The sequence below is a fragment of the Halomonas sp. AOP13-D3-9 genome (assembly GCF_052379125.1).
Lineage (GTDB): Bacteria > Pseudomonadota > Gammaproteobacteria > Pseudomonadales > Halomonadaceae > Vreelandella.
Window position 1 is genome coordinate 1 of sequence record NZ_JBQSYH010000009.1, and the last position, 13,959, is coordinate 13,959.

The window sequence follows — 13,959 nt, forward strand, 5'->3', positions numbered from 1 at the left end:
ATCGCTATTCAATACTTCACTGTTTAGGCAGATGGCTTTCAAACGCGCTTAATAGCCCCCGAAGGAGCGAAAGCTCTTTGCGGCTGGGTTGAGCACGAGCGAAGAGTGCCTGCAACTGTTCTTCGGTGCGGGCGTGGGGCTGGGTTAAAAAGCCACTCTCCTGCATTAAACGCCCCAAGTGCGCTTGAAAGTGTAAGAACTGTTCGCGGCTGGGCGGCGTTGCCTCCAGTGGGCGCTGGTAAGCAAAGCCGCTCTCCTCACCTTTACGCCAGGCGCGGTGCACTTCGTAAGCCAGTATCTGTACCGCCTGGGATAAATTCAGAATACCGTAATCAGGATTGGCGGGAATGCTGACTTGGTGCGTGCAACAGCGAATCTCATCGTTAGTCAGCCCCGAGCGTTCACGCCCAAACACTAGCGCTACCGGCGCCGTTTGCGCATTCTGAATGACGTCTGCCGCCATATCATCGGGTTCGTCAAAATGGGGCAAGGGTAGGCTACGTAATCGCGCGCTGGCACCGACTACCTGAACGCAATCGTTAACGGCTTCCTCCAGCGAGTTCACCACGCGGGCGCTCTCCAGTACATCAGTGGCGCCTGCCGCTAGGCGGGTCGCTTCTTCATCGGGAAACAGGCGGGGATTAACCAATACCAGCTCGGTTAAGCCCATGGTTTTCATGGCCCGTGCCGCTGCGCCGATGTTGCCGGGGTGGAAGGTCTGAACGAGTACGATACGGATATGCTGCAACATGCGCTGATTTCGCCCTATAGCCTTATAAAAATCCGCGCTGATAGTACCACGTTCGCTCTAAGCAATGGTGCAAGGAGACATTGGGTTACTATGAGTATGGTGACCTTTCAAAACGCAACAACCCCGCACGAGGCGGGGTTGTTGGTGACTGCTTTGTCAGCTAGTAACAAGCAGCTAGCAGTCTTGAGCAGAGGGCTCAGGGGTGCATTACATCATGCCGCCCATGCCACCCATTCCGCCCATGCCACCCATATCGGGGGCTGAGTCTTTCTCTTCCGGATCTTCAGCGATCATGCACTCGGTGGTGATCATTAGACCGGCAACCGAACCAGCGGACTGCAGCGCAGTACGGGTAACTTTCGCCGGATCTAGAACGCCCATTTCGAACAGGTCGCCATATTCACCGGTTTGAGCGTTATAACCGAAGTTGCCGGTTTCATCTTTCACGCGGTTGATGACCACAGCGGGCTCTTCACCGGCGTTAGCAACGATTTGACGAAGCGGAGACTGCATAGCGCGTAGCGCCATGTTGATACCGTGGTTCTGGTCTTCGTTATCGCCCGTCAGGCCTTGTACTTTTGCCATAACGCGAACCAGTGCGGTACCGCCACCAGGTACGACGCCTTCTTCAACGGCTGCACGAGTAGAGTGCAGGGCGTCTTCAACGCGGGCTTTCTTCTCTTTCATTTCCACTTCGGTGGCAGCACCGACGCGGATAACGGCAACACCGCCTGCCAGTTTGGCAACGCGCTCTTGCAGCTTCTCTTTGTCGTAATCCGAAGAGGTGTCTTCGATTTGCGCGCGGATCTGGTTAACGCGTGCTTCGATATCGCTTTCTGCACCAGCGCCATCGATGATGGTGGTGTTCTCTTTCGACATGGTCATACGCTTAGCGGTACCCAGGTGATCCAGGTTAGCCTGCTCAAGCGTTAGACCGACTTCTTCAGAGATGACCGTGCCGTTGGTCAGGATAGCGATATCCTGCAGCATGGATTTACGACGGTCGCCGAAGCCCGGTGCTTTAGCAGCGGCTACTTTAACGATACCGCGCATGTTGTTAACAACCAGCGTTGCCAGGGCTTCGCCTTCGATATCTTCAGCGATGATGGCCAGCGGCTTGCCTTGTTTAGCAACGGCTTCGAGAACCGGCAGCAGCTCACGGATGTTGGAGATCTTCTTATCCACTAACAGGATGTAAGGATCTTCCAGTTCAACCGTCATGGTGTCCTGGTTGGTGACGAAGTAAGGCGAGAGGTAGCCGCGATCAAACTGCATACCTTCAACGACTTCCAGCTCGTCTTCAAAGCCACGGCCTTCATCAACGGTGATGACGCCTTCTTTGCCGACTTTTTCCATCGCTTCGGCGATGATTTCACCGATGCGCTTGTCGCCGTTAGCAGAGATAGTACCTACCTGAGCAATCGACTTGGTGTCGGTGCACGGTACCGACATGGCTTTGATCTCTTTAACAGCAGCGTTGACCGCTTGGTCGATGCCGCGCTTAAGATCCATCGGGTTCATACCCGCTGTTACGCCTTTCAGGCCTTCAGCGATAATGGCCTGGGCCAGAACAGTAGCGGTAGTCGTACCGTCACCTGCAGCATCAGAAGTCTGTGAAGCGACTTCTTTCACCATCTGGGCGCCCATGTTTTCGAACTTGTCTTTCAGTTCGATCTCTTTGGCGACAGAAACACCGTCTTTAGTAACGGTGGGGGAGCCGAAGGATTTTTCCAGTACCACGTTACGGCCTTTCGGGCCGAGGGTAACTTTTACCGCGTTGGCGAGAACGTCGACGCCACGGGCCATGCGTTTACGAGCATCATCGGAGAACTTAACTTGTTTAGCTGACATATCTGCTACTTCCTAATATTGAATGCAAAAACGTGAAAGTAAATAGTCGAAGCACTGGTTAAATAAGTACCAGCTGCAACGATGCTTAGCCTTCAACAACGGCAAGAATATCGGCTTCGCTCATGATCAAGACTTCTTCGCCGTCGATTTTTTGCTTCTCGACGCCATAGCCATCTTTAAAGATCACGTTATCGCCAACCTTAACGTCTAGCGGACGGACATCGCCATTTTCCAGAATGCGACCATTACCGACGGCGAGTATTTCACCGCGTGTCGGTTTTTCTGCTGCATTGCCCGGAAGCACGATGCCGCCTGCGGTTTTTTGCTCTTCTTCAACGCGACGGACGATGACACGATCGTGCAAAGGACGGATATTCATTCACGTTCTCCTGAGTATGGTTGAAGCCCTGATAAGGGCGGTTAGCTAAAAAGTGTTCTCGAGGGATTAACCCGCGAGAAGTGAAGACCTCACAGTCTTCATTGTTAATGGCAGCTACCGTTCAGATCGCCGCCGAATTTGTGTGCTGGATGAAAAATGGGGGCTGCGGATGACCTTTCAAGGGGGCGGGTAATAAAAAATTGCTTTTTCGTTGATTTTCTACCGTGGGAAACCTTAACGACGGCGTCGGGGCTCGTCTCGACTGATAAAATCCCCCTCAATCGGGCCGTCCTGTTGTGACGATTGGCCGTTTTGATTTTCATTAGTCCGGCCTGATGGATCACTCGGGCCTTGCTGCTGCCCGGCAATTTTTTTAAGCCCCAGCCAGGTTAGGGCCTTGAACATCAGTTGGCGTGCGCTGGGAATTAAACACGCCAAGCCTAGCGCATCAGACAAAAAGCCTGGGGCCATTAATAAGGCGCCGCCAAAGATAAGCGCAGCGCCGGTTAATAGCTCACTGGAAGGGATTTCACCGGCCTGCATGCGCTGGCGTGCCCGGGCAAACGTGGAGACACCCTCTTTGCGAATCAGGTGTAGCCCGACAAAGCCGGTGCCGAGCACCAAGAGTAGCGTCGTGAGCAGGCCAATCTGGCTGCCAATCGAAAACAGAACCACAAAATCAAGTAGCGTAAAGAGTGATATAAAAATAAGGATTGGCATGGCTAACTCCTAGCAAAAGCGACTCGAAAACCGTCGTAATTGCGTAATATGGTGACATAAATATAAATAGCAAGCAGCTGGCATGGCGTATTTCAGCGCTGATGGAGCTCGATTTATGTCAATAATTCTTCTATGCTGCAGTGCACAATGATGCTGGTTTAATCCGCTGTAAGGAGTCACGAATGGTACTTAACGATAAAGTAATTGCGGTCACGGGTGGGGCGCGTGGGTTGGGGTATGCCATGGCGCTCCGGTTGGGCAAGCAGGGCGCACGCATGGCGCTATTGGATATGAGCGCTGAAGCGCTTGATCAGGCGGTATCGCAGCTCTCCGCTGAAGGTGTCGATGCCCAGGCGTTTGTGGTGAATGTCGCCGAAGAGGCTTCCGTGACTCAGGCGTTTGCCGATATCGCGCAACGCATGGGGCCGATAAGCGGCTGTATCAATAATGCGGGTATTACCCAAGATGCGCTGTTGGTAAAGGCAAAAGAGGGACAAGTGGAAAAACGCATGTCCTTAGAAGCTTGGCAAAACGTTATTAATGTCAATTTAACCGGCGTTTTCCTATGTGGTCGCGAAGCCGCCACTCAGATGATTGAAGCCGGACATGAAGGCGTGATCGTCAATATCTCGAGTATTTCCCGGGCGGGCAATATGGGGCAAAGCAACTACGCTGCCGCTAAAGCGGGCGTGCATGCGCTGACAGTAACTTGGAGTCAGGAGTTGGCTCGCTATGGTATTCGTACCGGCACCGTGGCGCCTGGGTTTGTAGCGACCGAAATGACCGCTGCGATGCGCCCTGATATGTTGGAGCGTATTTCGTCAAGCGTGCCGTTAAAGCGTTTGGGCGAGCCCGATAATATTGCCCAAAGCGCCGCCTTTATTATTGAGAACGACTACTTTACTGGACGTATCATTGAGTGTGACGGCGGTTTACGCCTGTAGCTTTATTGTCGTAGTAACACAACGGTATGTTGCATCGATGGGCGGCTCTAAAAAGCCGCCCGCGTTGCGTGTCTAGAGGAGTTCGTGAATGCACTCATCTGTACATAACGCTTAAAAGTAATCGCGGTTAATTTTGCGCTGAAAGTACATTTCAAGGCGCAGGGTCATCGCCCAGCGTGGGTCATAGCTGACATCGCGCTGGAAGTGTAGCTCCGGAATCACATCGGCAAATAAGATACCTTTATGAAGATCGCGCCGGTAACGCGTCTGAAGGAAGTAATTGGTCATACGCGGGTTGGACGCACTTTCGCCGATGGCGATCGCCGAGTAGCGCAGTGCGCTTCGGCTGTTGATGCGGTGATTGATTTCGGCAACTTCACTGTACTCCAGCTTGTCTTCCTCCTCGCGCCACTGAACTGTCGAGATAAAGCGTAAGTGGCGGCGTTCGCTCAGCGGTCGACCGATATCCCAGCGTGTGCGTGCTGAGTAGCCTTCATTGTTGAACCATGAAACACGGTTATTCGACTCAAGCTGCCATGGCCCTTCACCCAGTTGCCAGAGGCGCTCGCTAGTAAAACGTACATAGGGGTCAAGAGGGAGGCGCAGGCGAACACCGGCACCTACTCGATTACTCCAGTTTTCACGTTTATCGCGGCTTTCCAGCCAATCCAAGCCAAGCGTAGAGCTACGACGGTCACGCTGGTCATTGGCAAGGCGTCCAGAACCTTGCTCTTCCAGGGTGCCTTGTGACTCTTCAGGATCGCTCTCGATGACCAGTCGCAGGCGATCCTCTGAGGTAGGTAGATCAATACGGTAACGAAGGGTGGTGTCGCCGCGGGTGCCATCCCCCTCCATCCAATCAATCTCTTGGCCGAAGCGCAGATAAGACTCGTTGTTGACCTGCATATGGTCGTCAGTGCCAAAGAATCCATCAATGCGGCGCGACGTGTTATCTACCCAGTTGCCCACGCTTTCACGAAACGGCTCAATGCGCTCTTCTGCCCACTCGGGTAGGTCGCTATCTTCCTCTTCGGCATGCACATTCGCCGATAGCGAAGTGAGTATGCCCAGCCAGCAGAGGGTCACAAGTTTATGCATCGTCGATATTCTCAGTAGTGGGGCGCGTCGCCGTTGAGTCATAGTGTGGTTTCAACGTGCTTTGTGGGTCTCGATCTCTTTCGCCCACTCTAGAACACGCTTACGTTGGCCTCGGTTATTGAGTCGATCCGTATCGACGCTCGCCGGGATAAGCTGGTGATTGGGTGATGCGTTCAAGTCAAGGTTAAAGGTTCGCGATGCGCCGGTGGGCATATCCTCGGAGCCATAAATAGCGATAACGCGAATTTCAAGCTGGATATTCTGCTCTTGCAGTAGATTATCATCGATTTCCCAATAACCTTTAACCTGATCCACAATATCGCCAAAAGATTGAATATTCAGATAATCCCCGGAAGCCAGCGGGCCTTGATGGGTGCGATAGTCGGCTTCTTGTTGTTTGCCACCATGCTGCTGGTACTCGACTACATCCAGAGAGTAGCTGCGTTGTTGAATGTGCAGGACCGCTACCAAGTGCTGTACATAGATCGCTTCACTGCTCATATTGCTGATTAAGCAGATAGCGTCCATGCCAATTCCCCTGCCGCGGTTAATAATCACGCGAGGACGGCGCTGCCGTACATAGCCGTTATAGAGCAACTGGGCGTAAAATACCCATACAAAAAGCGTGCAAATGCTTGATACAGCTGAAATTGCTTGAGCGTTATCGTTGAGCCATTCCATTATGTGAGATCCTTCTCATGTTATTAGCGATAATGTTTTTAGAGGGTCATTAAGGCAATAGCCATATAGGGAAGCCTCGGCGCGTTTTTCGAAGCATTATTTAGCATAGAGACTAGCGGAAAAGCAGGGGCAAGTCAGCGGGAATAGAAATAAATTTAGCAGATGTGACAAGCACAAAAAAGCATGGCAATAAGCCATTTATGTTTTTTAAATTTGAGGGGAATGATGCTGATAAAAATCTAGCAATATAATGCCTGATACAGGCTATATAATCACTAATTTAAGAGGGTAGGGTAACTCTAATATCTTGAAAACCAACAAGTAATTGGTGCGGATGGGGAGACTCGAACTCCCACACCTTACGGCACTAGAACCTAAATCTAGCGTGTCTACCAATTCCACCACATCCGCTAAGACGAGACGTATAGTATCAATTTTTTGGTGTAAGTCAATCAATGATTTGATATTTATGCAGCTAGCCGTAAGGAGAGGGCATGGCATTAAAGCAGTGGCTACAGCGGGGAGGACATTGGATCAAGCAGGCCATGCCTGGCTACTGCGCATTTTGCCTGGCCCCGGCTTTAGCGGGGCAAGGGTGGTGCGCAACCTGTTTAGATGAGCTGCCGTGGAACCGACATGCCTGCCGTCAGTGCGGCGACCCTGTCACGCATGGAGCAAGCTTGTGTGGGCACTGCTTAATAAATCCACCGTTATTTTCAACTACCCGGGCAGGGCTGCTGTATCAAGGGGCGATTAAGCAGCTGGTGCATGATTTTAAATTTCAGGCTTCTCCGCGAGCGGGCATGTTATTAGCTGAATTGATGCTGTTAACCCCGCCGATGGCCCTGGGGGACGCACTGCTATCGGTGCCTATGACCCCTATACATGCACGTACGCGAGGGTTTAACCAATCGTACTGGTTGGCCGAACAGCTTAGCCGCCAGCTTGGAATTCAAATGCTATCTGCCAAACGGATAAAAAACTCACCCTCTCAGCGCACCTTGAATCGCCGCCAGCGGGCTGCCAACTTATCGGGCGCTTTTGTATTTGAATCACCGCCCCCGGCGCATTTGCTAATAATTGATGATGTAACGTCCGATACCTAAGGCACAACACTCTGTACTGAAACCAATCTCTCTATATTTTAGTATTATTTTCAATTGCTTATGGTTTATCGTTGAAGGCAGAACGGATTGCAGTGGTAATAAAAGAAGCCTAAGATGAATTCATGACATTTGAGCATACAAATGGGAGCAAATCATGGTGATAGAAAGTGTTGTGGCTGGGGTCGTTGCCAATATTGTTTACGAAAGCACAAAAAAAGGACTATCCCTTACAAGAGCTTACTTCGTGAGCGAGCTTGCCAAAGCAGTCAATGAAGAACAGAGCAAGCTTGATCACATCGCTGATGAGCTAGTCAAGCTAGACCAAAGTGTAGATTTGGAAGATTTAAGTGAAAAGGGGATTATTAAAAGAATGGAGGAGTCTCCTGAGTTAGTAAAAGCACTGAATAGTATTAAAACCGAAAGCGTAGGTAATACGACTAATCAGTATCATTACGGTTCAGGTGATAATGTTGGTGGCGATAAAATTTGTTAACAAAAGGAAATGGTTGTGTTTAAAAATATTATAAAAATGACTCACTCGCTATTTGGGGAGAGAAAAAACATTACAGGAGATAATGTTTCTGGCAATAGTTATGCACTTGAAAACACATCACACAACCAACTACATAATGGCAATGGTGATAATGTTGCTGGTAATAAATATGAGTTAAAAGATTTAATGCCCGATGAGCTTAAGAGTTTATCTATAGATATTTTTAATGATGTCGGGAAAGGGGATTTTCCTAATGCAAGAAATAGTATAAAGGCTATTGAGAGTATCGGTAGAATTGGCAAAGAATCACAGCCCTATTTAGAAGCTTTAAAGCTAATTTCTGACTTAACAGATTCTTCAGAAGCAGAGATTGTTCATCCTAGAATTTCTAGAGCTTTTGCAGAATCAGACTCTTCTAAAGATAAAGATATGTTCTTAGCAGCCATGATTAGATTAAGGCTGCTACAAAAAAATAAAGAAGGTGCTATAGAAGTTTATAAAAATGAAAGCAATCCAGGTTTTTTATCTAAATGCCAATATTTTGAGTTTTTGGCAGTTGATGAAGAATTAGAGGTTGAAGCTAATAGCTCATTTAATAGCGATATAGAAATACTAGCAGTAATAAAAGGTTTTCTAAGAAATGAGAATAGCAGGGGGGCACTTAAGCTTGCGGAAAAAGCTAAGAGAGATTTTGGTGGTTACGAAACAGAAGTTGTATATTTACAATCAATAAGTGTTGAAATTGGTAATGATTTAGACGGAAGAGGATTTTGGTTTATTGAAAAAAGTCTAAAAGATAAAATAGTTAAAATTAGCGAGGAAGTTGCTACTTTAATAGATAACGCCGAAGGGAAAGATAAGAGATTATACAGCCTTGCTGTTCCTATTTTGACTTATTCTTCTTCAGCAAGTCAAGGGTTAAACAATGCTTGTTGGAAATATATTGAGAAATGGGCGAATGACTTCCCTGAGTTTGCTGCTTTTTTATATGCAACTGAGAAAGAAGATTATAGTTATTTGAGTGATGATATAAGACAAGGCTTTCTTCTTAGAGAAAGTGGAGCGAGGCGAGATGAGCTTAGGGGCAAGGTACTTTCATCTCAAGAGCTAGAAATAACTGATATATTATTGGTAATTGAATACCTTGATAAAAGTGTAATTGATAAATTGATAGCAAAAGAAGATGAGATTTTTATATTAGGAGGTGATGATGCTACTAAGTCTTTTGTTAAATTATTGTTGTATTCAGCATCAAGCACTTTGCATTTTGGATACAAAAGAAAAATACCTAGTTTAATTCAAGATTTTTACAATAATGATGGAGATTTTAGAGTAATCAATCCCTGGCTGTTAGAAAAATTGGTTAGGAACCTGCATAGGCATGATCTCTACATTGATTCATGCAGTATATTAGAACCGATATTGCCCTTAAATGATCCTTGGTTATCACCAATAATGAAAGAATATTTGATTGCTTTGTATAATGGAAATCAATTTAAAAGCTTTCAAATTGTTTTAAATAAACTTCATGCAGATGCTCAAGAATCAAGTTTTTATTGGTCTGTTAAGGCACATTTTCAGGCAAATAAGAAGCAGGCCCCTGATTCTTTAAAATCCATTAATCGAGCTCTTGGTCTTGAACCAAATTCAACAAGCTTTCTACTTCAGAAAGCCAGAATTTTATTAACTTTCGATAAATCAGACAATATTGAAGCCTTTTTAGATAATATTGATATTTCTGTAATTGATATTGATGATGAAGATTCCATTCAACTGCTAGCACTGATGTATCATTTTGTAAGGTTTAGCAAGGTTGAAAAAATAGCAGTGAATTTGTTTCTTCGCGATCCGGTCAAAGCATCAAAAATAATTACCGATCTTCACTTTGGTCATACTATCTCAAGAGTAAGTTCTAAAGAATTAGAGCCAAGTTATAAAGATGTAGGAAGCTCAATATCTGGTTTTGAGTTTTCACAAATGGATAACCGCAGAAGAGTTATTGTAATTGATAATTACAAGTATTCTTCAAATCAATACGTAGTTCATGCTGATACCAATTTAGGTAAAGCCTTGCTCAGCCTTAATGAAGGAGAAACGGATGATGGTTTAGTAAATGGTTTAACATTACATAAAAAAATGCCCCCCTATGTAGCTGCTTTTCAAATTTCTTGCACAATAAGGCATGAAATAAATGACGGCGGTGACTCTTTTTACATGTTAAAAGTCCCAGAGAATGGAAAAGATCTATTAGAATATATGGGAAGTGTGCTTAAAAAGTTTTCACCAGAGAAAAAGCCAGATGTATTTGGAGATCCAAATATACCGCTTTTAATGAAAGGGAAATCAATTAACTCTAAAGAGCCTGCAAAAGCTGCATTTGAATTATTTATTGATGCCTCAATAGTAAAAATGATTTTGCCTGTAGAAAAGCTAGCTGCACCGCCGATAAAATTTATTACTGATGCTTATACAATCATTTACGTAGCTCTCACTGGCATTGCGGAAAGCTTTTGTGAAACAGATTTTTATGTCACAGAAGAAACCAGTCTTATTATAAAAAATTATCGTGAAACTATCACGTCAGCAGATTATATGACAATTGCGGTGAATAGTGATGGTAGATTTTTAAGAACGTTGGCTAAAGATATTGAAAGAGAATTTGGTGTGTTTTTAGAAGGGCTTGATAAAATTTTGAAGTCTGTAAAAGAAATTGAAAACAATGATATGCTGGAAGAAGACTTCCCTCGTGATCTTAATTTCTTAAAGGGCGGGATAGATGATTCAGTAATACATACAATCATTGCTGCACATTCAGTCAGTCTCCCATGGCTGACAATAGATAATGCCATAGGAAGTCTTGTTTCGAGGTATGACATTGATGTTTATCCAATGCATATTTTTGCTTCAAAATTGTCCAAGAATACTACATTAAGCAAAAAAATAAATGGGTTAAATTTACATGCATTTAGTGGTTTGCCTTTCCCTGTACACAATGAGGATTTGCTCAGCCTGCTGTTTGAATTTAATGCTTTAAGTCTTACCATTTTGAAAAAAATACTTATGATACACCAGGCTGCTATTCTTGAAGATGAAGGTCTAAATTACTGTCTGGATGGAATGCCGTTATATGTTGCATTTAAACTAGAGAGAAACAGCCTGCCTTCTGTAGTTCAGTCAGCAATTTCTTTACTGAATACAGTATTCAGACTTCAAATATCACGGAAAAATAGGTATACCGCTGAGTTCAAATTAGCTCAATCTATTCGCTATTCTTTAATAAAAGCACGTGAGGCGGGTGTTGATCTAAAAATATTAGATCCTATATATAATAATTTTATTTCTGGCCATTTTCTAGATGGTAGTATGGTGCTTAAATATTTGCATCAGGAAAATAATGTTTCTTATGATGCTGTCGAATAATTTATATCGACTCTGGAGACACATATCGATAATATTAAGAAATAATGCTTGCTCTAGCGAAATCGTTATCTTAAATATCTATTTTGGGTATAGCTTATAATTAGACCCATTTTCATCGATAAAAAATAGAAGAAGGAATTCAATGATTTTTTTTGGTAACAAACTAAATGGTAATTACCTACGTGACGTATTACCACCAAAAGATAGCAATGTAGAGTCTGTTAAAGCTGCTATAGCCTACGGTAGCGATGCATCTACTCTTCTCCAAAACTGTCTTGATAACGAGCTTCGGCTAGATATCTGGATGCGGTATGACCATACCGTTCCCGTTTCACCTAATCTTTTACGAATATTGCTGGCAAATATTGGGAACAATATTTTTTGTAATTTAGTCCCCGATATTCTCCATTCCAAGGTTATTTGGTGGAAGGGGTACGGGGCATACATAGGATCTGCCAATCTGACCGACAGAGCTTGGGTTACAAATATTGAATTCGGTGTATTCCTTAGCGAAGACGATCTGTCAGTGGATGATTCTCTTGCTCAGTTAGAATCTTTTTTTGAAAATTTAGCTTCCTATGAAGAAGTTTTTCCATTATCGGAAGAGATCATTATTGAGCAAAAAAAGCTATATAAGCTAAGAAAAAATAAGCTGAAGGATTTAGACGAGGCTAGCCTGAAGGAAAGAAAACATAAAGTGTGGGAAGGGCCTGCTACACATATTACCCCTGAGAAAGCCTATGATGCCCACAGAACCCGTTTCATCAGGGAGTGGGGCGATGGCCTATCGTATCTCCGAAATATCGCCAAACAGGCACCACAATACCGCCCTGCATGGCTCAATGAAGATGTGCCTGCTGAATGGCAAGCTGACCAGTTTTTACATGCCTACTACCACAACGAAGTGAGAGATGGGGCAAAACACCCCTACGAAGACTTCTATAGCTACAATAAAGCCGATCCCGCGAAAGCCTTGCAAGCTGGCATTCAGTGGTGGTCAATGCTTCCAGAGCCACCATCATATGAAGATGATAACTGCCACCGTCGTGCTCCCATCATATATAAATTGCTCGCAAAAGAGGAAATCGGTCAATTGAATGTTGAAGGGTTTGCCGAGGTCTGTAAGGCGAATCACTCGACCGCTGATCACGTTAAACGTATGAGGTTAGCCGTTTTAGGCATTGATGATGCTCATACTTCCTTAGATGAGCGAGTCGAAGTCTTTGCAGAATGGTTGTGGGCGAAGAAGAATCAGTCGGGGCAAACCATCAAGGAATTGCTGGTTTATGTCATGGACTCAGGCAAGCCAGAAGATATTGTAGATAGGCTATTTGAAGCTGCTTATAACGAGAGGCGGAAGTTCCCGCATTTTGGCATCAACCAGATATCTGAAATGACAGGATGGGCAAGACCTGAGCTATGTCCGCCTAGAAATGGTAGAACGAGTAAGGGGCTTAGGGCTCTTGGGTATGATGTTAAAATCCACTAGAAGCATAATATTGTTTTTAAGGAAATTACTGATGAACATATTGCCCAAGAAACCCTATAACACCCTGAAGATTTTTAATAGAGGAGTGGGTTGCTAAGAGGGTACGGAAAAATGCATCGATGGGTCTCTTTCATTAATCGATGGCTCAAGGGTGGCTTGCCTGGCTATTGTTCATTTTGCTTGTCACCGGCATCAGCGGGGCAAGGGTGGTGCGCAACCTGTTTGTGCGAGCTGCCGTGGAACCTGTATGCCTGCCGTCAATGCGCTGAACCTGTCGCCCATGGTACGAGCTTGTGTGGGCACTGCCTAATTGAGCCACCGGCATTTTCTACCACTCAGGCGTGTCTGTTGTATCAAGGGCCTATTAAACAGCTAGTGCATGATTTTAAATTCTATGCCTCTCCGAGGGCGGGCACACTATTAGCTGAACTGATGCTGTTAACTCCGCCGGTGACCCAGAGTGACGCACTATTGCCGGTACCTATGACCGCTACACATGCCCGCACACGAGGGTTCAACCACTCTCACTGGCTGACGGAACAGCTCAGCGGACAGCTTGGAGTACCAATGGTGACTGCCAAGCGAGTAAAGGATGCCCCCTCCCAGCGCACGTTGAACCGACGTCAACGGGCTGCCAACCTGACGAACGCCTTTGTATTTGAATCACCGCCTCCGGCGCATTTATTAATCATCGATGATGTTGTTACTACCGGTTCTACCGGAAATGCGCTGGCTACTGCTGCGCTCAAAGCAGGTGCGCAGCGCGTCGATATTTGGGCCGTTGCACGGACACCGCTTGGCACGAGTTGAAGCATCACCGCGAATGTGGTGATTATCCCAGATGTAATGTTCGCTACCTAAGCGATAAAATCAACTCATTGAGGATTCGCTTGCTTAGATTGAATTTTTTAAGAACTTAGCCTCGTATGATGAAATTTTCCCATTGTCGAAAGGTGTTATAACCGAGCCGGAAAAACTACATAAGCCAAGGCAAAGTCAGATGAAAGCTATTGACGAAGCTAGTCTG

General features: G+C 45.7%; 12 protein-coding genes and 1 tRNA gene. 6 read left to right on the top strand and 7 right to left on the bottom strand.

Translation table 11 applies throughout. The features are described from left to right. Positions 1 to 16: 16 nt before the first annotated feature. The 4 genes from ACT3UM_RS11135 to ACT3UM_RS11150 form a co-directional block, all read right to left on the bottom strand. Positions 17 to 751: an RNA methyltransferase gene (locus tag ACT3UM_RS11135; protein ID WP_144812313.1), complete on the bottom strand. Its 735-nt coding sequence runs from the start codon at positions 749 to 751 to the stop codon at positions 17 to 19. 207 nt (positions 752 to 958) lie between these two features. Next, positions 959 to 2,602: a chaperonin GroEL gene (gene groL, locus ACT3UM_RS11140; RefSeq protein ID WP_498898779.1), complete on the bottom strand. Its 1,644-nt coding sequence runs from the start codon at positions 2,600 to 2,602 to the stop codon at positions 959 to 961. 85 nt (positions 2,603 to 2,687) lie between these two features. After that, entirely contained in the window at positions 2,688 to 2,981 is a 294-nt protein-coding gene (locus ACT3UM_RS11145; protein ID WP_027959273.1) for a co-chaperone GroES, read from the bottom strand. 234 nt (positions 2,982 to 3,215) lie between these two features. Further along, positions 3,216 to 3,701 (bottom strand): FxsA family protein, encoded by a 486-nt coding sequence (locus ACT3UM_RS11150; RefSeq protein ID WP_498898782.1) that lies wholly within the window; start codon positions 3,699 to 3,701, stop codon positions 3,216 to 3,218. Positions 3,702 to 3,883: 182 nt separating this feature from the next. Between ACT3UM_RS11150 and ACT3UM_RS11155 the strand changes: the two genes are divergently transcribed. Continuing rightward, positions 3,884 to 4,645, top strand: a complete 762-nt coding sequence (locus ACT3UM_RS11155) for an SDR family oxidoreductase (protein ID WP_498898784.1) — start codon at positions 3,884 to 3,886, stop codon at positions 4,643 to 4,645. A gap of 111 nt (positions 4,646 to 4,756) precedes the next feature. Here the strand turns inward: ACT3UM_RS11155 and ACT3UM_RS11160 are convergent, their stop codons facing one another. The 3 genes from ACT3UM_RS11160 to ACT3UM_RS11170 all read right to left on the bottom strand — a co-directional run bounded on the left by ACT3UM_RS11160 (position 4,757) and on the right by ACT3UM_RS11170 (position 6,835). Next, positions 4,757 to 5,743 carry a hypothetical protein gene (locus ACT3UM_RS11160; protein WP_498898785.1) on the bottom strand — a complete coding sequence of 329 codons (987 nt, stop codon included), beginning with the start codon at positions 5,741 to 5,743 and terminating at the stop codon, positions 4,757 to 4,759. Positions 5,744 to 5,794: 51 nt separating this feature from the next. Then, complete coding sequence (locus ACT3UM_RS11165; protein WP_498898787.1) at positions 5,795 to 6,424, bottom strand: hypothetical protein; 630 nt, start codon at positions 6,422 to 6,424, stop codon at positions 5,795 to 5,797. A gap of 326 nt (positions 6,425 to 6,750) precedes the next feature. Beyond that, positions 6,751 to 6,835, bottom strand: a tRNA-Leu gene (locus tag ACT3UM_RS11170). An 83-nt stretch (positions 6,836 to 6,918) separates the two neighbouring features. On the opposite strand from ACT3UM_RS11170, the gene ACT3UM_RS11175 reads away from it, so the two are divergent. From ACT3UM_RS11175 to ACT3UM_RS11195, 5 genes are all read left to right on the top strand, one after another. Next, on the top strand, positions 6,919 to 7,530 hold the full coding sequence (locus ACT3UM_RS11175) for a ComFC family protein (RefSeq protein ID WP_498898788.1): 612 nt from the start codon (positions 6,919 to 6,921) through the stop codon (positions 7,528 to 7,530). A 154-nt stretch (positions 7,531 to 7,684) separates the two neighbouring features. After that, complete coding sequence (locus tag ACT3UM_RS11180; protein WP_498898790.1) at positions 7,685 to 8,023, top strand: hypothetical protein; 339 nt, start codon at positions 7,685 to 7,687, stop codon at positions 8,021 to 8,023. Between the two features lie 15 nt (positions 8,024 to 8,038). After that, positions 8,039 to 11,443, top strand: coding sequence for a GapS6b family protein (gene gapS6b, locus ACT3UM_RS11185; RefSeq protein ID WP_498898792.1), 3,405 nt, complete (start codon positions 8,039 to 8,041; stop codon positions 11,441 to 11,443). Between the two features lie 142 nt (positions 11,444 to 11,585). Then, positions 11,586 to 12,932 (top strand): phospholipase D-like domain-containing protein, encoded by a 1,347-nt coding sequence (locus ACT3UM_RS11190; RefSeq protein WP_498898794.1) that lies wholly within the window; start codon positions 11,586 to 11,588, stop codon positions 12,930 to 12,932. Between the two features lie 348 nt (positions 12,933 to 13,280). Continuing rightward, positions 13,281 to 13,742, top strand: a complete 462-nt coding sequence (locus ACT3UM_RS11195; RefSeq protein WP_498898796.1) for a ComF family protein — start codon at positions 13,281 to 13,283, stop codon at positions 13,740 to 13,742. Positions 13,743 to 13,959: the final 217 nt, after the last annotated feature.

Excerpts from the sequence above, each read along its gene's own strand:
- ACT3UM_RS11135 (WP_144812313.1), bottom strand. The coding sequence starts at position 751 with ATGTTGCAGCATATCCGTATCGTACTCGTTCAGACCTTCCACCCCGGC.
- groL (WP_498898779.1), bottom strand. The coding sequence starts at position 2,602 with ATGTCAGCTAAACAAGTTAAGTTCTCCGATGATGCTCGTAAACGCATG.
- ACT3UM_RS11145 (WP_027959273.1), bottom strand. The coding sequence starts at position 2,981 with ATGAATATCCGTCCTTTGCACGATCGTGTCATCGTCCGTCGCGTTGAA.
- ACT3UM_RS11150 (WP_498898782.1), bottom strand. The coding sequence starts at position 3,701 with ATGCCAATCCTTATTTTTATATCACTCTTTACGCTACTTGATTTTGTG.
- ACT3UM_RS11155 (WP_498898784.1), top strand. The coding sequence starts at position 3,884 with ATGGTACTTAACGATAAAGTAATTGCGGTCACGGGTGGGGCGCGTGGG.
- ACT3UM_RS11160 (WP_498898785.1), bottom strand. The coding sequence starts at position 5,743 with ATGCATAAACTTGTGACCCTCTGCTGGCTGGGCATACTCACTTCGCTA.
- ACT3UM_RS11165 (WP_498898787.1), bottom strand. The coding sequence starts at position 6,424 with ATGGAATGGCTCAACGATAACGCTCAAGCAATTTCAGCTGTATCAAGC.
- ACT3UM_RS11175 (WP_498898788.1), top strand. The coding sequence starts at position 6,919 with ATGGCATTAAAGCAGTGGCTACAGCGGGGAGGACATTGGATCAAGCAG.
- ACT3UM_RS11180 (WP_498898790.1), top strand. The coding sequence starts at position 7,685 with ATGGTGATAGAAAGTGTTGTGGCTGGGGTCGTTGCCAATATTGTTTAC.
- ACT3UM_RS11190 (WP_498898794.1), top strand. The coding sequence starts at position 11,586 with ATGATTTTTTTTGGTAACAAACTAAATGGTAATTACCTACGTGACGTA.